At 63.1% G+C, this 21,495-nt stretch carries 20 protein-coding genes; 6 read left to right on the forward strand and 14 right to left on the reverse strand.

The window, feature by feature from the left end:
• Positions 1–110 precede the first annotated feature (110 nt).
• The 4 genes from mmsA (at position 111) to JOE69_RS06915 (ending at position 4,661) form a co-directional block, all read left to right on the forward strand.
• Positions 111–1,664, forward strand: a complete 1,554-nt coding sequence (gene mmsA, locus JOE69_RS06900; RefSeq protein ID WP_309797234.1) for a multiple monosaccharide ABC transporter ATP-binding protein — start codon at positions 111–113, stop codon at positions 1,662–1,664.
• A 43-nt stretch (positions 1,665–1,707) separates the two neighbouring features.
• Positions 1,708–2,946, forward strand: coding sequence for a multiple monosaccharide ABC transporter permease (mmsB, locus tag JOE69_RS06905; RefSeq protein ID WP_309797235.1), 1,239 nt, complete (start codon positions 1,708–1,710; stop codon positions 2,944–2,946).
• Between the two features lie 41 nt (positions 2,947–2,987).
• On the forward strand, positions 2,988–4,082 hold the full coding sequence (locus JOE69_RS06910; RefSeq protein WP_309797237.1) for a substrate-binding domain-containing protein: 1,095 nt from the start codon (positions 2,988–2,990) through the stop codon (positions 4,080–4,082).
• A gap of 186 nt (positions 4,083–4,268) precedes the next feature.
• Positions 4,269–4,661 carry a hypothetical protein gene (locus JOE69_RS06915; protein ID WP_296363808.1) on the forward strand — a complete coding sequence of 131 codons (393 nt, stop codon included), beginning with the start codon at positions 4,269–4,271 and terminating at the stop codon, positions 4,659–4,661.
• A 21-nt stretch (positions 4,662–4,682) separates the two neighbouring features.
• Here the strand turns inward: JOE69_RS06915 and JOE69_RS06920 are convergent, their stop codons facing one another.
• From JOE69_RS06920 to JOE69_RS06935, 4 genes are read right to left on the reverse strand one after another with little or no spacing between them, the layout of a single operon-like run.
• A complete protein-coding gene (locus JOE69_RS06920; protein ID WP_296363807.1) occupies positions 4,683–5,861 on the reverse strand; it encodes an AI-2E family transporter in 1,179 nt (392 codons plus the stop codon).
• A 54-nt stretch (positions 5,862–5,915) separates the two neighbouring features.
• Entirely contained in the window at positions 5,916–7,097 is a 1,182-nt protein-coding gene (locus JOE69_RS06925; protein WP_309797241.1) for an ABC transporter permease, read from the reverse strand.
• Positions 7,094–7,822, reverse strand: coding sequence for an ABC transporter ATP-binding protein (locus tag JOE69_RS06930; protein ID WP_309797243.1), 729 nt, complete (start codon positions 7,820–7,822; stop codon positions 7,094–7,096). Before JOE69_RS06930 ends, JOE69_RS06925 begins: the two co-directional genes overlap by 4 nt.
• A gap of 4 nt (positions 7,823–7,826) precedes the next feature.
• A complete protein-coding gene (locus tag JOE69_RS06935; RefSeq protein WP_309797245.1) occupies positions 7,827–8,909 on the reverse strand; it encodes a permuted SH3 domain-containing protein in 1,083 nt (360 codons plus the stop codon).
• Between the two features lie 144 nt (positions 8,910–9,053).
• On the opposite strand from JOE69_RS06935, the gene JOE69_RS06940 reads away from it, so the two are divergent.
• Together JOE69_RS06940 and JOE69_RS06945 are read left to right on the forward strand one after the other, a co-directional pair.
• Entirely contained in the window at positions 9,054–10,148 is a 1,095-nt protein-coding gene (locus JOE69_RS06940; protein WP_309797247.1) for a Gfo/Idh/MocA family protein, read from the forward strand.
• 25 nt (positions 10,149–10,173) lie between these two features.
• The gene (locus tag JOE69_RS06945; RefSeq protein ID WP_309797249.1) at positions 10,174–10,944 is read left to right on the forward strand and encodes an MBL fold metallo-hydrolase; all 771 of its coding nucleotides are present in this window, start codon (positions 10,174–10,176) and stop codon (positions 10,942–10,944) included.
• A gap of 27 nt (positions 10,945–10,971) precedes the next feature.
• Here JOE69_RS06945 and JOE69_RS06950 read toward each other — a convergent pair whose 3' ends face one another.
• The 10 genes from JOE69_RS06950 to JOE69_RS06995 form a co-directional block, all read right to left on the reverse strand.
• Positions 10,972–11,304, reverse strand: a complete 333-nt coding sequence (locus JOE69_RS06950; RefSeq protein ID WP_309797252.1) for a hypothetical protein — start codon at positions 11,302–11,304, stop codon at positions 10,972–10,974.
• Positions 11,305–12,018, reverse strand: coding sequence for an ABC transporter ATP-binding protein (locus JOE69_RS06955; RefSeq protein WP_296363800.1), 714 nt, complete (start codon positions 12,016–12,018; stop codon positions 11,305–11,307).
• Positions 12,005–12,865, reverse strand: coding sequence for an ABC transporter ATP-binding protein (locus tag JOE69_RS06960; RefSeq protein WP_296363799.1), 861 nt, complete (start codon positions 12,863–12,865; stop codon positions 12,005–12,007). Before JOE69_RS06960 ends, JOE69_RS06955 begins: the two co-directional genes overlap by 14 nt.
• Positions 12,862–14,034: a branched-chain amino acid ABC transporter permease gene (locus JOE69_RS06965; protein ID WP_296363798.1), complete on the reverse strand. Its 1,173-nt coding sequence runs from the start codon at positions 14,032–14,034 to the stop codon at positions 12,862–12,864. Before JOE69_RS06965 ends, JOE69_RS06960 begins: the two co-directional genes overlap by 4 nt.
• Positions 14,031–15,050, reverse strand: a complete 1,020-nt coding sequence (locus tag JOE69_RS06970) for a branched-chain amino acid ABC transporter permease (RefSeq protein ID WP_296363797.1) — start codon at positions 15,048–15,050, stop codon at positions 14,031–14,033. The genes JOE69_RS06965 and JOE69_RS06970 overlap by 4 nt, the downstream gene beginning before the upstream one ends.
• Positions 15,051–15,157: 107 nt before the next feature.
• On the reverse strand, positions 15,158–16,246 hold the full coding sequence (locus tag JOE69_RS06975) for a branched-chain amino acid ABC transporter substrate-binding protein (RefSeq protein ID WP_309797256.1): 1,089 nt from the start codon (positions 16,244–16,246) through the stop codon (positions 15,158–15,160).
• Positions 16,247–16,648: 402 nt separating this feature from the next.
• Entirely contained in the window at positions 16,649–17,098 is a 450-nt protein-coding gene (locus tag JOE69_RS06980) for a DoxX family protein (protein WP_309797258.1), read from the reverse strand.
• Positions 17,099–17,303: 205 nt separating this feature from the next.
• Complete coding sequence (locus tag JOE69_RS06985) at positions 17,304–18,533, reverse strand: NADP-dependent isocitrate dehydrogenase (RefSeq protein WP_309797260.1); 1,230 nt, start codon at positions 18,531–18,533, stop codon at positions 17,304–17,306.
• A 265-nt stretch (positions 18,534–18,798) separates the two neighbouring features.
• Positions 18,799–20,415, reverse strand: coding sequence for a bifunctional phosphoribosylaminoimidazolecarboxamide formyltransferase/IMP cyclohydrolase (purH, locus tag JOE69_RS06990; RefSeq protein ID WP_374709742.1), 1,617 nt, complete (start codon positions 20,413–20,415; stop codon positions 18,799–18,801).
• A 95-nt stretch (positions 20,416–20,510) separates the two neighbouring features.
• On the reverse strand, positions 20,511–21,407 hold the full coding sequence (locus tag JOE69_RS06995) for an alpha/beta fold hydrolase (protein WP_309797263.1): 897 nt from the start codon (positions 21,405–21,407) through the stop codon (positions 20,511–20,513).
• Between the last annotated feature and the right edge of the window lie 88 nt (positions 21,408–21,495).

The following is a 21,495-nucleotide window of genomic DNA, read 5'->3' on the forward strand; positions in this document are numbered from 1 at the left end:
TTATCCAGTCGTTGTGTTCAATACTTGACGACAAGCCGTACAAGCGAGTTTACTTTCTTCAGACGTAAACACCGGGGCGACAATGACGTCCCACTGGGAGGGAATGTTTCATGTCAAGCAGCACTGTCGCCGCTCCGGTGATCTTGGAAATGCGCGCCATCACCAAAGAGTTCCCTGGGGTCAAGGCGCTCTCGAACGTCTCGTTGACCGTACGGGCCGGCGAGATCCATGCGATTTGCGGCGAAAACGGCGCGGGTAAGAGCACCTTGATGAAAGTGCTCTCCGGCGTGTACCCCTATGGCAGCTACGACGGCGACATCGTCTACCAGGGCGAAGTCTGCAAGTTCAAGGACATCCGGGCCTCGGAGTCGGCGGGAATCGTGATCATCCACCAAGAGTTGGCTTTGATCCCCGAACTGTCGATCACCGAAAACATCTTCCTGGGCAATGAACCGACGAAATTCGGCGTGATCAACTGGACCGAAGCACGGCGCCGCGCCATCGACCTGCTCGCCCGGGTCGGACTCAGCGATGATCCGGACACCCCGGTCAAAGAAATCGGTGTCGGCAAGCAGCAGCTGGTGGAAATCGCCAAGGCGCTCAACAAATCGGTGAAACTGCTCATTCTGGACGAACCGACCGCCGCGCTGAACGAATCCGATTCGCAGCACTTGCTGGATCTGATCCGGGGCCTGAAGGGCAGAGGAATCGCTTCGATCATGATCTCGCACAAGCTCAACGAGATCGAAGCGGTCGCCGATGAAATCACCATCATCCGGGACGGCCAGTCGATCGAAACCCTCAATGTCGCCGAAGACGGCGCCGATGAGGACCGGATCATCCGCGGCATGGTGGGCCGTACCCTGGAATCCCGCTTTCCGGACCATGAGCCGAAAATCGGCGACGTGTTCTTCGAGGTCAAGAACTGGAACGTGGCGCATCCGCAGATCGCCGACCGGCTGGTCTGCAAAAACGAGTCGTTCACGGTCCGCCGCGGCGAGATCGTCGGCTTCGCCGGGCTGATGGGGGCCGGGCGCACCGAACTGGCGCGCAGCATCTTCGGCCGTTCCTACGGCCGGTTCCTCTCCGGGGAAATCATCAAGGACGGCAAAACCCTCAAGTTGCACAACGTCGCCGATGCCATCGACGCCGGGCTGGGCTACGTCACCGAGGACCGGAAGTCCCTCGGTTTGAATCTGCTCGACGACATCAAAACCACCACGGTAGCCGCAGCGCTGCAGAAGATCACCCGCGGTCTGGTCGTGGACGAGGACCAGGAATACCGGGTCGCCGAAGACTACCGGAAGCAGTTGCGCACCAAAGCACCGAGTGTGGACGAAGGCGTCGCGAAGCTCTCCGGCGGCAATCAGCAAAAGGTGGTGCTGGCGAAATGGATGTTCACCGACCCGGATCTGCTGATTCTCGATGAGCCCACCCGCGGCATCGACGTCGGGGCGAAATACGAAATTTACGGAATCATCCAGAAGCTCGCGGACCAAGGCAAGGGCGTGATCGTGATTTCCTCCGAGCTGCCGGAGTTGTTGGGGCTCTCCGACCGGATCTACACCATCTTCGAAGGCTCGATCACCGGCGTGCTGAACAAAGGCGACGCCGATCAGGAGAGCCTGATGAAACTCATGACCGCCGCCAAGAAATCGGCCTAGCCGCAATCACCGGGGAACCAAAGGGGACCGAGGAAACACACCGATGAACAACATCAAACAGATATTCGGCGGAAACGTCCGCCAGTTCGGCATGATCTTCGCGTTGATTGCGTTGATGGTCTTCTTCCAGATTTTCTCTGGCGGCAAGGTCTTCACCCCGTTCAACATGCAGAACCTGATCAACGGCAACTCCTACGTCTTGATCCTGGCCATCGGCATGGTCTTGGTGATCATCGCCGGGCACATCGACCTCTCCGTGGGTTCCGTTGCGGCCTTCGTCGGCATCGTAGTGGCGATCACGATGCGGGACTGGGGCTTGCCCTGGTACCTCGGCGTACTGCTGGGCCTGCTGGTCGGCGCATTGGTCGGCGCCTGGCAGGGCTTCTGGGTGGCGATCGTCGGCATTCCGGCATTCATCGTCACGCTTGCCGGCATGTTGCTGTTCCGCGGCCTGAACCAGCTGGTCGGCAACTCGCAGAGCATCCCGGTGCCGGAACAGATCCAGTATTTGGGCGGCGGCTACTTGCCGGAGATCGGCCCGGACACCGGGTTCAACAACCTCACCTTGCTGCTTGGTCTGATCTGCATCGCCGCGCTGGTCTGGAGCGAGCTCAAATCGCGACGGGACTCGATCAAACTCGGCGCCAGCGTTCCGGCAGTCTGGGTTCCCGTGGTGAAAATCGCGGCGGTTTCCACAGTGATCATCTACGCGACGTACCTCTTCGCCTCCGGACGGACCGGCACCTCGTTTCCGATCGCCGGGGTCATTCTGGCGGTGCTGGTGCTGATCTACGGCTTCATTTCTTCCAAGACCATCATTGGCCGGCATGTCTACGCGGTCGGCGGCAACAAAAACGCCGCCGAGCTCTCCGGCGTGAAGAGCCGCAAGGTCAACTTCCTGGTCATGATGAACATGTCGATTCTGGCCGCAGTGGCCGCGATCATCTTCATCGGCCGCTCCACCTCGTCCGGGCCGGCCGATGGCACCGGATGGGAACTCGACGCGATCGCCGCGGTGTTCATCGGCGGTGCTGCGGTCAGCGGCGGCGTCGGCACCGTAATGGGCTCGATGATCGGCGGCCTGGTCATGGCCATGCTCAACAACGGCTTGCAATTGATGAGCGTGGGTGCAAGCTGGACCTCGGTGATCAAGGGCCTGGTGCTGCTGATCGCGGTGGCGATCGACGTCTACAACAAGAGCCAAGGCCGCAAGTCCATCATCGGCCTGATGATGAAGAACTTCAACCGGAACGAAAAGTCTGGGCTGCAGACGAACACCTGATACTTCTCCCCATCAATCACTCAAAGAAGAAAGCGACAACCATGGTGAAATTCACTAAGACGCTGACGTCGGTTGCGGCCATCGCGGCCATCTCGGCACTCGCCCTGACCGGCTGCGGGCGCGGCGACTCCTCCAGCGGCAGCAACGGCTCGGCTGCAGCCGGCTTTGCCAAGGACGCCACCATCGGCGTGGCCCTCCCGCAAAAGACCTCGGAGAACTGGGTGCTCGCCGAGAATCTGTTCAACTCGGATCTGAAGAGCGCCGGCTTCAAGGCGGACGTGCAGTTCGCCAACAACGGCGCCACCGAACAGCAGAACCAGATCAACTCGATGATCTCCAATGGCGCCAAGGTGATCATCGTCGGCGCCGTCGACGGTTCGCAACTGGGCACCCAGCTCAAGCAGGCCAAGGATGCCGGCGTCACCATCATCGCCTACGACCGGGCACTGACCAATACCAGCAATGTCGACTACTACCTGGCCTACGACAACTTCAAGGTCGGCGAGTTGCAAGGCCAGGCGCTGTTGGAGGGCATGAAGACCAAGAAGCCGAGTGGACCATACAACATCGAGTTGTTCGCCGGTGACCCAGCCGACGCCAACTCGAAGCCGTTCTTCGACGGCGCGATGAGCGTGCTCAAGCCGAAGATCGACGACGGCACGCTCAAGGTGGTCTCCGGCCAGGTCAGCCAGAATGACGCCGCCACCCAGGGTTGGCTCGCCGCCAACGCTCAGAAGCGGATGGACACCCTGCTCGCCGCGAACTACACCACCGCTCCGTTGGACGGGGTGCTCTCCCCGAACGACACCCTGGCCCGCGCGATCATCACCTCGGTGAAAGCCGCCGGCAAGCCGATCCCGGTGGTCACCGGTCAGGATTCCGAAGTCGAGTCGGTGAAGTCGATCATGGCCGGCGAGCAGTACTCTACGATCAACAAGGACACCAGCAATCTGGTCAAGGCCGCTGTCGCGATGGTGACCGACCTGCAGCAGGGCAAGACCCCGGCCACCACGACAACCTCGAACAACGGGACCAAGGACGTACCAACCAAGTTCCTGGAGCCGGTCATCGTGACCAAGGCGAACGCCGCCCAGGCCTACGCCAACGATCCGACGCTCGGACCGCTGACCAAGTAGCCAGCAGCAAGCGGACAACGCCCGACGGCGGCCTTCCTGAGCAGGAAGGCCGCCGTCGTTTTTTGTGCCAACAATTGCCCCTAGTCAGACTTGGGAATCAAGCCTAAGATCAAGGCATTAGGTCCTTTGCCCCCGGGGACGGCCAGATCGTGGAGCTCTTCCCGAGGCCCTAAACCAGGAGCAACAATGTCAAGCAAGAAAAAGATCCGCAACACGCTTTTGATCGTGCTTCTATCCCTCTTCGCGCTGACCAGCCTGGCCACCCCCGCCCAGGCCAACTCTGCCGATCCGGTCAAACCCTACAATTACGTTTGCACCGACAATTCCGGTCAGGACCAAGATTGGAACGGGAAAGACCCCTACACCTGTGTGGGTGCGATGAAGGTCTTCGACGCGAACAACTGGGAATTGATCAACGTCAAGAACGGCGCGAAATCGGACGAGTACGTGGATTGCTCGGGTCAAGACGAGAACGGCATGCTGACCGTGTTCACGAAATCAGAAGTGCTCGGCAACGCGGTCGCGAAATTCGTCTGGAACGACGGTTGGATCGAAACCTTCAACTGCCTCTCCACCTGAGCCAAGCGGAAACTGCCGGGACTAAGCCCCTGCAGCCTCTGCAGTACCGGGTGACTCGTCCGCGGGTTCATCCGGTGCTGCGGAGGCCGGCGGCGGGTTGACCGCTGGGTCCGATTCCCAGCCGCGGGACGCGATGTAGCGGACCGCGGCATTGGTCACGGCCAACAACGGAACCGCGAACAGGGCCCCCGGGATGCCGGCCAGGAACGAACCGGCAGCCACGGCGAGGATCACCGCGACCGGGTGCAGCGAGACCGCTTTGCCCATGACCAACGGTTGCAGGATGTGGCTCTCCGCCTGCTGCACCACCAAGACGATGATCAACATGATCAGCGCATTGATCGGGCCGTTGGCAACCAGCGCCAGCAGCACCGCCACGCCGCCGGTCACCAAGGCGCCCAGAATCGGGATGAACGAGCCGAGGAAAACCAGGACGCCGAGCGGCAAGGCCAGGGGTACTTGGATGATCGCCGCGCCGACCCCGATGCCCACGGCGTCCACGAAGGCCACGAAAACCTGGACCCGGACGTAGCTGACCATGGAGCGCCAGCCCCGGCGCCCGGCGCCATTTCCAGCAGCACGCGCCCGGCGCGGCAACAGTCCGACCAAAAACATCCAGATCCGTTCGCCCTCGAGCAGGAAGAAGATCAGGATGAACAGAGCCAGGATCAGACCGGCGCCGAAGTGCCCGGCCGTGCTGCCGAACGACAACGCTCCGTTGAGAATGCTGCTGCTGTTGTTCTCCAGCGATTGCCCGGCCTGTTTGAGGTATCCGTCAATCTGATCGGTGGTCAGGTGCAGCGGTCCGTCGGAAAGCCATTGTTGGATTTTCTGCACGCCTTGCAGCGCTTCGCTCCACAAGTCTTGGAAACCGGTGTAAATCTGCCGGCCCACCAAGGCGAGTGCGGCGACCACGACGACGATCAAGCCCAGTTCCGCGATCGCCACGGCCAGACCACGGGGCACCTTGTGCGCGGTGAGCCAACGCACCACCGGCAGCAACAACCCGGCTAGCAGCGCCGCGACCATGATCGGGATGACCAGGAAGCTGACGAAGCTCAGCAGCCAGATCAGCCCACCGGCAACGATCACGACCAGCCCGAGCCGCCAGGCCCAGTCCGCCGCGATCCGCAATGCGTACGGGATGTCCTGTGGACCGTCCGGTTGTTGCCCGGCATCGCCGGTGAGTTGATCCGCCATAGCTCAATGCTGGCCTACCGGGCCGGGAATGCGAAACGCACCGCCGTCCGCGGCTCAGAATCGGATCGCGTCGATCACCTTGACCCGGACCGCGATCAGCGCCGGCACCGCACCGGCGATCGCTCCGGCCAGGATCGCCGCACCGAGGCCGATCAGCGCGGCGCTGATCGGGAACGGCGGGAACTCGGTCATTCCTTGGCCGATCGCCGATTCCAGCCACGGGTTTTTCACCAGGATGATGGCGCCCATCACCCCCACGATTCCGGCAATCGTGGTCGCCACGATCGATTCCATCAGCACGCCGAAGAACACCCGGCTGCCGGTGGCGCCGAAGCTGCGCCGGATGCCGATTTCGCGGACCCGGTAGCGGATGGTCACCAAGGTGATGTTCAGCAGGCTGAGGATGCCCAGGAACATCACCAAACCGGCGATGCCGGATATCCCCCATTGAATCGGGGCGAACGGGTCGCCCCGGGCCCCGAAATCCGCTCGGCGTGCGTCGACGCTCGCCTTCGGAAATACCGCGGACAAGTCTGATTGCAACGCTTGCATCACCGTGTCGGCTTGATCCGGTTGCACCCAGACCTCGAAGTTCAGTCTGCCACCGTAGGGGCTCGGTTCGAGCGCGACGTCGGACACCACGAAAGCCTGGGGCTGTGCCGGCTGGAATTCATCCGGCACCACCCCGATCAGCACTGTGGTCTTTTCAGTCGTGCCGAGGAGCTTGATCTCCGGCTGGGTGTTCAGATCCGGCCGGCCCATCGCTTTGTAGAACGCCTCGTTGACCACGAGCGCCGGGGTCAGCCGCTGCGCGTCGTCGGCTGCGAACCACGATCCTTTGACCAGTTTGGTCCGATGGATCACCCCGTAGGCCGGATCGATCCGGGTCATCATGGTCCGCCGCACGCCGTCGGGGAATTGGAATTCGCCGGCGCCCTCCTCTTTCGAACTGGTGTACTGCAGACCGTAGCGGGTGGCCAACTCGCGGAAGGCTTCGCGCGCTCCGGGCATCGGCGTGCCGGCCCCGGAGGAGAGATATGCGCTGATCGTGGCAGTGCGGCCGCCGTAGACCTCTTGCTTCTGTTCCATGGAGGTCCGCACCAAATCTCCGACGCCGACCACCGAGGCCAACGCGGCCACCGATATGGCGACGCCGATCAGGGAAAGCAGCACCCGCATTTTCTGTACTTTGAACTCACCCCAGGCTTCGACCAGTGCCGCTATGAAGCCGGTCATACCAGCGCCTCCTGGATCGAGTCGGCGAGCGATGGGTCTTCGGTCAATACTCCGCTGTCCAAGCGGTAGTGGTTCCGGGCCAACCGCGCGACGTTCAGATCATGGGTGATCGTGACCAGGGCCGCACCGGTCTCCGCAGCCACCGCGTCCAAGAGCCGCATCACGCTCTGCCCGGTCTCCACGTCCAAGGCCCCGGTGGGCTCATCCGCCAGGATCAGCTGCGGACGGCGCACCAAGGCCCGGGCGATCGCCACCCGCTGCTGCTCACCGCCGGAGAGCAGGTTCGGCACCGTGTCCATCCGGTCGGCCAAACCGACTTGGTCCAGCATCTCCGCAGCAAGCCTGCGCCGTCGCCAGAACTTTTCCGGGTTCGCATACAGCAGCGGCATCATGACGTTGTCCAAGGCACTCCGTCCGGGCAGCAGGTTGAACTGCTGGAAAACGAAACCCACCGAAGCTCCGCGCTGTTTCGCCCTGGCGCGGTCATTGAGCCTGCGGGCGTCCCGGCCCAGGAACCGGACCGTGCCTCCGGTGGGCAGATCGAGTAGTCCGAGCAGATTCAGCAGCGTGGATTTCCCCGAACCGGAGCGGCCGACGATTGCCGTGTGATCACCCTTGCGCAAGGTCAAGTCGATGCCGCGCAGGATGTGCAGCGGTTCGTCATTGGGCAGCAACACGGTGCGCGTGACGTCTTCGAGTTCGATCAGCACCTGCTGTTGCTCCATCGCGCTAGCCACCGACGTTCTCCGAAGCCGCAGAGCCAGGACCGCCGGAACACACCGCCCCGGGCGGACAGCCCGCATTCCGATCCGCTGCCGCCCCGGGGACGTAGCGCAGAATGCCGTCGCCTACCGCGAGGCCGGCCGTCACCTCGACCATTTTCCCGTCGTTGAGCCCCAGCGTGACTTTTCGCTCCTGCGGGCCCTGCTCGCCCTGCAACCACACGAGACCGCTTTGAAAAGTCCCTTTGACCGCGGTCAGCGGAACCACGACCACGTCCTTGGCACTGCCGGCCACGAGGGAGAGCTTGGCGCCCAAGCCGGCGAAAACCGGAGTCCCGGCCGGCACCTTGCAGGTCACTTTGCCGGAGAGTGCGGCGTCGTCGCCGGTCCCGCTGCCGGCTCCGCCCTGGCCGGAGCCCGGTCCGGCGCCAGAGGCCGCCGGCACCGCCATGCCGCCATTCCCGGCACCGCCGCTGGAACCGGTGCCCGGCTTCGAGCCGAGATCAGCCGCGGAAATGACCACATTGGGGCACTCGAACGGGGCCGGGCCATTATTGACCGTGGCGGTCGAGGTAGTCGGCTTGTTGAGCAGCCGGAACTGCTGCGCGCTGTCCAGCGATCCCTCGATCGAGAGCGACTGCTGCCCGATGCTGCCGACATTCTGGCCGATCGACACCTGTTGTTCGAGCAGTACCTGGAAGTTCTCCAGCGTCCCTCCTGCCGGAGCCAGCACATTGCTGTATTTGTAGACCGGCTTGCTCGGCGGAGCCTGCGGATCGGAGTTCGGCGCTTGCTTGACCTCGGTTTTGACCTGGAACAACGGATCGCCTTCGGCCAACGTGGCTTTGGCATCGACGAAGATTTTCACCACCTCGCCGATCGCGTTGGAAAGCACCGGTATCGCCGGATCGGAGCGGACCATGCCCTTGATTTCGACCACATTGTCGATGTTTCCCTTCGCCACCGAGTAGCTCACCGGCTCGATGTTCGCGGCCGGAGCGCCCACCACCGTACCCGGTTTGAGCCCGTCCAAAAACGCGATCTTCACCAAAGCCACCGCGATCACGGCGAAAACTGCGATCCAAACCACTGGAAAGACGATCCTGCGCATTATCCTCATCGGAATCCTCTGCTTTCGGAGTTGTATGCTGCCAGCAACCATTGCATACTGAGTACGCAAGTAGCAAGAGTTAATCCACGGCTGTTACAGAACCGACAATGAAACAATGTGTCCATGGCGAAACAACAAACCCACATCCTCCGGCCCGACTGGTACGCGGACGGAACCCCCGACCCGCTGACCGCGACCGGCAAGGCCCTGCGATGGGGCGTGGTCTCCACCGGGAGCATCGCCCACTCGGTCACCGGCGACTTGGCGTTGCTCGCCGATGCGGAACTGCAAGCGGTTTCCTCGCGGGATGCCGGCAAGGCCGCGGCCTTCGCGGAAGAATTCGGCTTCCGGACCAGCTATCCCGACCAGGACGGCGTGCCCGGCTACCAACGGATGTGCCAAGACCCCGAGGTCGACGTGGTGTACATCGGGACGCCGCACGGGCAACATTTCGAGGTCGCCGAAGCAGCCCTGCGCGCAGGCAAACATGTGCTCTGCGAGAAAGCCCTGACCATCAACGCCCGGGAGGCCGAAGCGCTGGTCCGGCTCGCCGGAACCCAGGGCGTGTTCTTCATGGAAGCGCTGTGGTCCAGGTTCGTGCCGGGCGTGCAGCGCGCCCTGGAAATCGTCGCCGCAGGCGAACTGGGCAGCATCCGATGGGTCCGTGCGGACTTGGGCTTTCCGGCGCCCCGGGATCTCAGTTCGCGGATCTGGGCCCCGGAGGCCGGTGGCGGAGCGTTGCTGGATCTGACCGTCTACCCCTTGCTCTGGGCCTGGGGGATGCTCGGCGCACCGGAGCGGGTCCAGGCCACCGGGTCAATCACCGAATGGGGCGTGGACGAACAGAATGCCATCACCTTGGGCTACCCGGACGGCGCGCTCGCGCAATTGATGAGTTCCTTCGTGGCCCAAGGGCCGCGCACCGCCAGCATTGCCGGCACCGAGGGCTTCATGGAAACCGAGGGCTCCATGAACAATCCCTCGGCCCTGAAGATCCGGGCCGGCTGGAACGGGTCCGGCTGGGACGTCGAACGCACTGAGGAGTTCACCTGGCCGGGGCGCGGTTATGTTTACGAACTCCGCGAAGTGACCCGCTGCATCCAAGCCGGAAAACAGCAGAGCCCCACCATGCCGTGGCAGGACTCGCTGGACATCATGCGGTTCTTGGACCAGGTCCGTGAGCAGTTAGGCGTCCGGTATCCGAACGACCTAGACTGAGCGGACTCAATTCTAGGGGGAAGAAATGACTGGTATCGCACTGACCTTGATCGGCGGGCCGACCGCACTGATCGACTACCGGGGGACGGTTTTCCTGACCGATCCGACCTTCGATCCGCCCGGGGAATACCCGATCGGTCCGAACGAGGTGCTGCGCAAGCTTTCCGGCCCGGCGTTGCCGCTGCCCGGCCTTCCGGAACTGGATGCGATCCTGCTTTCGCATGATGAGCACCCGGACAATCTGGACGAGTTCGGACGTTTGGCCTTGGCCCGGGCCGGCCAAGTGCTGAGTACTCCGGGAGCGGCATCCCGGATCAGCGGGGTGCTCGGGCTGCACCCCTGGGAATCAGCCGAGGTCAACGGAACCCTGGTCACCGCGGTACCGGCGTTGCACGGGCCGGAAGAGATCGACAACGCCACCGTGGAAGCCGAAGTCGGCGAAGTGGTCGGCTTCGTGCTGGAGGCGGCAGGTGCGCCCACCGTCTATGTATCCGGCGACAACGCCTCATTGAAGATCGTCGAAGCCGTGGCGGCGGGTTTCCCGGATATCGCCGTGGCGGTGTTGTTCACCGGGGCAGCCCGCACCGAACTGTTCGACGGCGCGCCGCTCACCTTGACCGCGGAACAAGCCGCCGAAGCCGCACGGTTGATGCCCGACGCCGTCGTGGTTCCGGTGCACAGCGAAGGCTGGGCGCATTTCAGCGAAGGACATGCCGAACTTGAGGCGAGCTTCGAGTCCGCCGGCATTGCGGCACGCTTGGTCCTGCCGATGCCCGGCGTCGCGCTCGAACTCTGAGCACGGCACCGGGCCCACGGCGAAGACTCAGGTCAACCGGTAGGTGAAGTACCAGCGTTGCGAAACCGGCATGCTTTCGCCGGCCCAACCGCATTTGCGCACGATGATCGCCAGGTTTTCCCGGAAATACGCCTCCTTGGCGCGGCACTCTTCCACCGAGCCGAAAAAGGCGATCTGTTCCTGCCCCTGCACCGCGACCGCCGGTCGGATTGCCGCTCCGGCCGGCGGCGCGGCAAACAGCAGTGTTGAGATCAGCGCTGCGGACCCGCCGGCCAGCATCAGTCGCCGTGGCTTCCGGGTGCGCACTGCGCCGCGAGCGGTCGCACCGTCTTCGTCCCGCCGTGCTGTGTGTTCCGGCACTCAGGCCACCCCCAAATAGGCTTCTTTGATGGCCGGATTCGCCAGCAGTTCCTTGCCGGTGCCGCGCTGGGTGATCGCCCCGGTTTCCAGGACGAAGGCCCGGTCCGCCCGGGCCAGCGCCTGATTCGCGTTCTGCTCCACCAAAAGCACCGTGGTGCCCTGCTTGTTGATTTCGCTGATGATCGAAAAGATCTGCCGGATGAACTGCGGGGCCAGGCCCATTGACGGTTCGTCCAAGAGCAGCAGCTTCGGGTTCGACATCAGCGCCCGGCCGATCGCGAGCATTTGCTGCTCGCCACCGGACATCGTGCCGCCGAGTTGCTTTTGCCGTTCCTTGAGCCGCGGGAACAGGTCGAAAACCCGATCCAGATCAGCATCCATCCCAGTTTTGTCGGCGCGTCCGAAGGCGCCCATGTCCAGATTCTCGGCCACCGTCATGCCGGGGAAAATCCCCCGGCCTTCCGGTGCCTGCGAAATGCCCTGGACCACTCGGATGTGCGCCTTCATCTTGGTGATGTCCGCACCCTCGAAGGTGATCGAACCGGAACTCGGATTGAGCAACCCGGAGATGGTCTTCATGGTCGTGGTTTTCCCGGCGCCATTGGCCCCGATCAAGGACACGATTTCGCCCTGTTCCACGCTGAAGGACATATTGTGGATCGCCTGGATCCGGCCGTAGAAGACTGAAACGTCGTTCAACTCAAGCAAGGTCATCTTCGGGCTCCCCCAGATATGCGGCAATGACTTTCGGATCTTCCCGAATTTCATGCGGTGGACCGTCCGCGATCTTCTTGCCGAACTCCAGCACCACGATCCGGTCAGTGACCCCCATGACCAAACGCATGTCGTGCTCGATCAGCAAGACCGTGTAGCCGTCGTCGCGGATCGCCCGGATCAGCGTCATCAGCTCTTCTTTTTCCGCCGGGTTGAAGCCGGCGGCGGGTTCGTCCAGACAGAGCACTTTGGGATCCGTGGCCAGCGCCCGTGCGATCTCCAATCGGCGCTGATGGCCATACGGCAGGTTCTTCGCCAGGGTGCCGGCGAATTCGGCGATCCCGACGAACTCGAGCAAAGCCATGCCCCGGTCGATCGAACTCTTCTCCTCCCGGACATGCCGGGGCAATCGGAGCAAAGCGCCGAGCACGCTGGTCCGGTGCCTGGCGTCCAAGCCCACCACGACGTTCTCCAAAGCGGTCATTTCGCTGAAGAGCCTGATGTTCTGGAAGGTCCGGGCCAGCCCGAGCTGGGTGATCTTGTGCTTGCGGCGCCCTCCGATGGAATGCCCCTCGAGCAGCACCTTCCCCGAACTCGGTTTGTAGACTCCGGTCATGGCATTGAAGCAGGTGGTCTTGCCGGCCCCGTTGGGACCGATCAAGCCCAGGATCTCGCCGCGTTTGATCGTGAACGAAACATCGTCGAGCGCCACCAGACCGCCGAATTTGACCGTCAGATTCTGCACCTGGACCAAATCATCGCCGATTGCGACGCCGATCTCGCGGTCCGGCGCCACCTTCTCCGCGATTTCCTCGGCGAGCGCATCGCTTCCGCCGACGTGGCTCATGCTTGTGCCCCCTTGATCTGGACTCCGTCATTGGGCGATCCACCGGATTCGGAGCTGCCGACGTCGTCGGGCTTTTTCCGGAGCCGGTGGTAAGCCCGCCGGCTGTACGCCAGCAACTGCTGCCGCGCGGCCAGCAACCCGTGCGTGCGGAAGATCATCAGCAGCACCAGGGCGAGCCCGAAGATCAAATACTTGTAATCCGCGATCGCGGTGAAGCGCAGCGGCACATAGGCCACGATCGCACCGCCGATGATCGCACCCACCTTGTTTCCGGCCCCGCCGAGCACCACTGCGGCAAGGAACAGCACCGAGGTCTGCACGTCGAACTTCTGGTTGTTCACGAATCCGGTGGCCCCGGCGAAGAGCGCACCGGACATGCCGCCCACGGCCGCGCCCATGGCGAAAGCCCAGACTTTGTACTTGAAGGTCGGCACCCCCATGATCTCCGCCGCGTCTTCATCCTCGCGGATCGAGACCCAGGCCCGGCCCACCCGGCTGCGCTCCAAGTTGCCGACCAGCAGCAGCACCACGATGATCACGGTGAGGGTGAGCCAATACCAAGGCACTCCATTGGAGTTGTTGAAGATCGGCACGCCGTCCGGCCCGTCGCCGGGCGGGCGTCCGATGTTCTGGAAGCCGACCTGGCCTTTCATCGCGGGGATGATGGTGGCCAGGATCCGAATGATTTCGCCGAAGCCGAGGGTCACGATGGCGAGATAGTCGCCGCGCAACCGCAAGGTCGGCACACCCAGGACCACGCCGAAGAACATGGTCACCGCCATCGCTACCGGAATGGTCCACAAGTAGGGGATCTTCACGAACGGCGAATCCGGGCTGGTGAGCATCGCGGTGGTGTAGGCGCCCACCGCGAAGAAGGCGACATAGCCCAGGTCGAGCAGGCCCGCATAGCCGACCACGATGTTCAAACCGACCGCTGCCAAGGCGAAAACCGCCATCGCGAAACAGGCCAGGGCGAAGTTGTTGCCGGGCTCCGTGGTGATGATCGGCGGGTTGAGCACTGGAAGGGCGTAGGCCAATCCGACCACGATCAGCAACCAGAGCCATTGCACCGGCCGGGGCAACCCGCGCCAGCGTTCGCCCAGTCCGCCGAACAGACCCCGTTTTTGCTTCTTGTTCTGCTGCGCAGATCCACTGATAGTCGAGGTCATGCTTTGCTCCTTCCCAGGGACTGGCCCAGAATTCCTTGCGGCCGGATCAGCAGCACGAGCACCAGCACCACGAAGGCGACGACGTCGGTCCATTGCGAATTCCCGAGCAGGATTTGTCCGTAGTTGCCGATCAAGCCCAGCAGCAAACCGCCGAGCAATGCGCCGCGGACGTTTCCGATGCCGCCGAGCACTGCGGCCGCGAAGGCTTTGATGCCCAGCACGAAGCCGCCGCTGTAGACCACACCGGAGGGCACCTTCATGACGTAGAAGAGTGCTGCTGCACCGGCCAGGACTCCGCCGATGACGAAGGTCGTGACGATGATCCGGTCTTTGTTGACCCCCATCAGGGTCGCGGTGTCCGGATCTTGGGCCACCGCCCGGATGCCCCGGCCGGTGCGCGAACGGCGGATGAATTGGTCCACGATGACCATCATGATGAACGCGGCCACCACGATCACGATCTGCTGCGAGTCGATGATCGAGCCGAAGATTTCGAAAACCGGGGTCGGCTTGAACATGATTACCGCCGGCTCCGGGTTGGCCCCGCGCCAGAGGAAGATCAGGTACTGGATGGTGTACGAAGCGCCGATCGCGGTGATCAGGAAGACCAGGCGCGGCGCATTCTTCCGACGCAACGGCCGGTAGGCGAGGCGTTCGATCACGAACGCCGTCACCGCGGAGAGGATCATCGCCACCACCATGGCCAAGACCAGATTGAGCATGATCGACCAGATGTCCAGCCGCGGTGCGGAGGGGCCGAAGCCCAGCGCAGTGAGCGTGAAGACGACGCCGTAACAACCGACGATGAAGACTTCCGAATGGGCGAAGTTGATCAGGTTGAGTACACCGTAAACCAGGGTGTAGCCCAGGGCGACGAGTGCGTAAATGGCCCCGAAGGTGAGGCCGTCGAAGGTGACGCTCCAGAAATTCTGCGCCAATGAATTGACGTCGAAGGTAATCCATTCGCCGTCAGTAGGGACAAGTTGCGGAACAGCGTGGATGAAGGTTGCGAGCATTGAGTGTGGTCCTGACGATGCCGAGTGAAAGATTCAGTCCGAACGGATCCAGGCCAGTGTTGCGGGGCCGCCGCATGGCAGCCCCGCAACACCGGTGCCTGCCATACTCAGCTGATCGGGCCTACTGGCACGATCTTGCCGTTTTCGACCTTGTATCCGTACACGGTAGGCGTCGCCAACTCCCCCTTGGCGTCCCATTTGTACGGTTTGCTCAACCCGCTCTTGTCGTAGGACTTCACCCAGGCGAGCAAGTCGGCCCGGGTCTGTTTGCCGGCATCGATGCCGGCCAGCAGCACCGTGGCGGCGTCATAACCCTCGATCGAGTAGGTTCCGGGTTCCACCCCGTTGGAGATCTTCTTGTATTCGGTCGCGAAATCCGGAATCAGTTCGCCGGGGATGCAAGCGCAGGTGAAGTAGGCATTCGAGGACGCTTCACCGGCCTGCTTGATGAACTGATCGTCCTTGGAACCGTCCGGCCCCAGGAAGACGCCTTCCCAGCCTTTGTTCACCAGCTGCTGGTCGAAGGGCGCGCCCTCCGCGTAGTAACCGGCGTAGAACACTGCATCTGCCTTGGCATTCTGGATCTTGGAAATCACCGCGGAGAAGTCCTTCTGCGCGGTGGTCACCTTCTCGGTGCCGACCAGATTGTCTTTGCTCAGGGCACTGGACATCGCGGTGCCCAGGCCGATCCCGTACTCGGAATCGTCCTGCACGACGAAGATCTTCTTGGCCTCGAGCTTTCCGGTGAGGAATTTCGCTGCGGCCGGGCCCTGCACCGAGTCATTGCCCAAACCGCGGAAGAAGGTGGTCCAGCCGTTGGTGGTCAGCACCGGCGCCGTTGCCGAGGGCGTGATGTGCACCAAACCGGCCTGCTCGAAAATGTTTCCGGTGGCCTTCGACTCGCCGGAGAACGGCAGGCCGACGACGCCGAGCACATCGGGCTGATTGGTCACCTGGGTGACCGGGCCGTTGGCTTTGTCCGGCGAACCTTCGGTGTCGTACTTGCTGAACTTCACCTGGCAGCCGGGGTTGTTCGCGTTGTGCTGGTCGATCGCCAGCTGGATGCCGTTGTAGATGTTGATGCCGAGTTGGGCATTCGCTCCGGTTTCGGCTCCGATGTAGGCCAAGGTGGTGTTGGCCGGGCAGACGGCCTTCCCGTCGCCCTTCGGCAGCACCGCATTGGCCGGAACATCCACCTTGGAAATGGACGGAATGTTGACTTTCCCTCCGCTTGCCGAGCCGCTATCCCCCGATGTTGCGGCCTGGTTTGCGCAGGAACTCATAAAAAGCCCAGCCGTTGCCACAATGGCCAACGTTGCGAGGACCTTGGATCGCTTCATTGTTTCCCTTCCCAACTGCGGTATGTGCGGGCATGCGGATTGTCCCGGCGCTATACCGAATATGATCCAGAACACTACAGCCAATTGGCTATTTTTGGACATACTCTTGCTGGAAATTTCAGATAACGAATTCAGGTCGGAATCGTTACCAAATGTGATCTACCTCACGTGATTGTGCAGCCAATCCGGGCAAAAAGCAACCGCCTGTTTCCAGGAGCGAAACAGGCGGTTGCGTTCTTGTCCGGAATGCGGTGCGGATCACACCGTCACGGTCGGCTGTGGATCCGGGATCCGTTCCGCCGGAGCCGTTTTTTTGCGGCCGAAAAGCCGCTCCACGGCAAGGCTGCCGCCGCCGCTGAAGAGCAGCGCCAGGGCGGCGGCGAAGTAGAACCAGAGCAAGCCGGCGGTGATACCCGGCGCCTCGGTGAACAACGGTTGGCCGGCCGCGGTGGCCAACCAGATCAGAAACATCATCAGTGCCACCAGGCCCGCCGCGACCCTGGTGAATACGCCCAAGATCAAGGCGATGCCCAGACCGAATTCACCGAGCATCACCAACCATCCGGCGAGTTCCGGAACCGGGGCGCCCAGACTCTGGACGTAACCGATGAAGCCCTGCGGGCCGGCGAGCAGCTTCTGGCTGCCCTGGATGACGAGCATTGCGCCCAGGAACACCCGCAGAATGGTCAGGCCGATCTGAGTCGACACGGGATTTTTAGCAGGCAAGTGGTCGTTGATGGCCACGATTAACCCTTTCGTCGGTTGTCAAAAACAAGCACCCGCCCGTGCTGAACCACGATCATGGCAATCCAACCTTGGAGTTCGCTCAGAACTGTCATCCGGCGTCATCCAGTTCCGCATCCCGGACACGAAAATGGCGCCCCACCAGGGGGCGCCATTTCAAAACCCGGGGTCAGCCAGCCAACCGGGCCGAAAGGTTCTCGTCCAAAGCCGCCAAGAAGTCCTCGGTAGTCAGGAACGGCTGATTCGGGCTGACCAGGAGCGCGAGGTCCTTGGTCATCTTTCCGGATTCGACGGTCTTGATGACGACGTCCTCGAGGGTCTCGGCGAAGCTGACCACCTCGGGGGTGTTGTCGATCTTGCCGCGGTGCATCAGGCCACGGGTCCACGCGAAGATCGAGGCGATCGGGTTGGTGGAGGTGGGCTTGCCCTGCTGGTGCTGGCGGTAGTGCCGGGTCACCGTGCCGTGCGCGGCCTCGGCTTCGACGGTCTTGCCGTCCGGGGTCATCAGCACCGAAGTCATCAGGCCGAGCGAACCGAAGCCCTGCGCCACGGTGTCCGACTGGACGTCGCCGTCGTAGTTCTTGCAGGCCCAGACGTAGCCGCCTTCCCACTTCATCGCGGAAGCAACCATGTCGTCGATCAAACGGTGCTCGTAGGTGATGCCTGCGGCTTCGAACTGGTCCTTGAACTCGTTGTCGAAGATCTCCTGGAAGATGTCCTTGAACTGGCCGTCGTAGGCCTTCAGGATGGTGTTCTTGGTGGAAAGGTACACCGGGTAGTTGCGCTGCAGGCCATAAGCGAAGCTGGCCCGGGCGAAGTCCTTGATCGAGTCGTTGAAGTTGTACATGCCCATCGCGACGCCGCCCGCTTCCGGGTAGGTGACGACTTCCTGCTTGATCTCTTCGCCTCCGTCGGACGGGGTGAAGGTCAGCGTCAGGGTGCCCGGGCCGGGGACCTTGAAGTTGCTGGCGCGGTACTGGTCGCCGAAGGCATGGCGGCCGATGATGATCGGCTTGTTCCAACCCGGCACCAGGCGCGGGATGTTGGAGATGATGATCGGCTCGCGGAAGACCACGCCGCCGAGGATGTTGCGGATGGTCCCGTTGGGCGAGACCCACATCTTCTTCAGGCCGAATTCCTCCACCCGGGCTTCGTCCGGGGTGATCGTGGCGCACTTGACGCCGACGTGGTGCTCCTTGATCGCGTTGGCCGCATCGATGGTCACTTGGTCGTCCGTGGCGTCACGGTTCTGGATCGACAGATCGTAGTAACGCAGATCGATGTCGAGGTAGGGGTGGATCAGGCGGTCTTTGATGAACTGCCAGATGATGCGGGTCATCTCATCGCCATCGAGTTCGACGACGGGGCCCACTACCTTGATCTTGGACGCTTCAGACACTATGGTCTCCTCAGTGCTAAGGGGCCAGACGTCACGCGCGACCGAGGATTTCAGGAATATGGTCCTGGCCGGTGGGTGGGGCCCCAGATATTTTCAGGGAATTCTCCACCCCCACTATGCCACGCGGGCTTGTGCCGCGCTAAATCCGCAGCAGCGGTATCCCACCGAGTGAGCAAACTCACTGGGGCCAACCGGGCGTGTCCCAGCGGGCGGTGCCGCCCGCTGGGACGTCCCGGCCGGCACGCCTGGGTCCGCCAAACGAACCTCAGTGGAAGAAGTGCCGGGCTCCGGTGAGGTACATCGTGACGCCCGCGGCAGCTGCAGCGGCAACCACCTCGTCGTCGCGCTTCGACCCGCCCGGCTGCACCACGGCGCGCACTCCGGCGTCGAGCAGGATCTGCAACCCGTCCGCGAACGGGAAGAATGCATCCGATGCGGCCACCGCGCCGCGGGCGCGCTCGATCGGATTGCCGGCCGCGTCCAGGGCCAGGGTATTGGCCCGCTCCACCGCCAATTTGCAGGAGTCCACCCGGTTGACTTGGCCCATCCCGACGCCGACCGCGGCACCGTCGTGGGCGAGCAGGATCGCATTCGACTTCGCGGCCCGGATGGCCCGCCAGGCGAAGGCCAAATCAGCCAGCGTGGCTTCGTCCGCCGGCTCGCCGGCCACGAGCGCCCAGTTCGCCGGGTCATCGCCCTCGGCGTCGATGGTGTCCACCATCTGCACCAGCATGCCGCCGGAGACCTGCCGGTATTCGGTGGGGTCCCGGTGGTAGCCATCGGGCAACGTGAGCAACCGGATGTCCTGGCGCAGCTGCAACCGCTCCAGCGCCGCGGGTTCGAACGACGGCGCAATGATGACCTCGGTCAGCACGCCCTTGAGATTCGCCGCGAGCCCCGCGGTCACCGGTCGGTTGACCGCGATCACGCCACCGTAGGCGCTCATCGGGTCGCAGGCGTGGGCCCGGGCATGCGCATCCGCCACCGGGTCCTCGGCACCGGCCGAGGCGACCGCGATGCCGCAGGGGTTCGCGTGCTTGATGATCGCCACCGCGGGTTCGTCGAAATCGAAGGCCGCACGCAATGCGGCGTCGGCATCGACGAAATTGTTGTAGCTCATGGCCTTGCCGTGCAACTGATCGGCCTGGGCGATTCCGGGGGCCGCCGCCTTGTCCACATAGAGCGCCGCGGCTTGATGCGGGTTCTCACCGTAACGCAGCACCTCGGAACGTTCCAACGCCAAGCCGGCATAGGGCGGCCAGGGGTTCTCCGGACCGCTGCCGTCGCCGAACTGGGCCGCAGTCCAGGAAGCGACCGCATTGTCGTAGGCGGCGGTGTGCGCGAACGCCGCAGCAGCCAATTGCTGGCGCAGCGCCAAGCTGAAGCCGCCGTGCTGGGCCGCCGCGACCGCCTCCGGATAACGCGCCGGGTCCACCACCACGGCCACTGAAGCGTGGTTCTTCGCTGCCGCACGCACCATCGACGGACCGCCGATATCGATTTGCTCCACCACGTCGTCGCGCTCCGCACCGGAACGAACCGTCTCCACGAACGGGTAGAGGTTCACCACGACCAGATCGAAGGCTTCGATCTGCAGGTCGGTGAGTTGCTGGACATGGTCCGGCAAGCGCCGGTCCGCAAGGATCCCGGCATGGATCCGCGGGTGCAGGGTCTTGACCCGGCCATCGAGCATCTCCGGGGAACCGGTGACCTCTTCCACCCCGGTCACCGGGATTCCGGCGGCTTGGATCCGGGCCGCCGTGGACCCGGTCGAAACGATCACCACCCCCGCCTGGTGCAGACCCGCCGCCAACTCTTCGACTCCGGTTTTGTCGTAGACCGAGATCAACGCTCTGCGGACGGGGACCAGATCGAACTGCACAGAAGTCACAAAATCTCCAGAAAGTCAGCCGCAACCCCAGATCGCTGGAGCCGGCAGGTTCGGTGGGATACCGACAGTTTATGCCACCCGAGGGGCTAGCGGTTCCGGCCGATCCAGTCCGCGGCCACGGCGGCGAAGGCTTCCGGATCCTGGGCCGGCCACCAATGGCCGCCGGGCACCGTGAGCTGTTCCAGCGCCGGCGCCCAGGCGCTGACGCCTTCGGCAAGGTCCGGCGAGACGTATTTGTCCCGTTGCGCGTTGGCCAACAGCACCGGCACCTCGGTCCGCTTGCGCAGCACCGCACCGGCCGGTGCCAGGCCGGCCGGCCGCCGCACGTTCCGGATTCCGACGTTGGCCCGGTACAGCGCGATGCCGCGCACCGCATTGTTGCCCCGGTCGTAGTCCGCAGGCAGCCTGCTGATGATTTTCGGCACCGCCAATTCCGGCAGCTTCGGCAGCTGGAACATCCAGATGTACCAGGATTTGAGCAATTGGTTCAGTCCTTGCGGGACCGTGGCGAACCGGGACAGCCGGTCCCGGTACCAGCGCTTCAAATGCGCGGTGTCCGGCCCGGAAGCGGAAAGCATCGAGGCCACGGCAGCCTCGGCACGCTCGTCCCGGACCACCGCCCAGGCCTGGACCGAGCCCCAATCGTGGGCCACGATATGGGCTTTCGGCACGTCCAGCGCCTCGAGCACGGTGTAGAAATCATCAACCAGGTAGCGGATCCGGAATGGCGCCAACCCGGCCGTGTCCACCCAGGATTCACCGGCGTTGCGGGTGTCGTAGGCGACGATGTGGAAATCGCCAGCCAGCTGTTCGATCACTGGCCGCCACATTCGGTGGTCGTCCGGGTAACCGTGCAGCATGACCACGGTGTCCACACCCGGCCCGGCCGCCAAACCGTATTCGAATACCGCCAGTTTGGCACCGTTCGCCGACACGATCCGCCGCCTGCCGCTGACTGGGCTTTCCTTGGGTTCGCCATTCATGCACGAATTCTACCGAAACAAATTGCGGCATGTTGTATCTCTAACTGGACGGGCCCGGCCCGGCAATCGAACGCACCGCAATTGACAG

The organism is Arthrobacter russicus (genome assembly GCF_031454135.1).
GTDB classification, from domain to species: Bacteria; Actinomycetota; Actinomycetes; order Actinomycetales; family Micrococcaceae; genus Renibacterium; species Renibacterium russicum.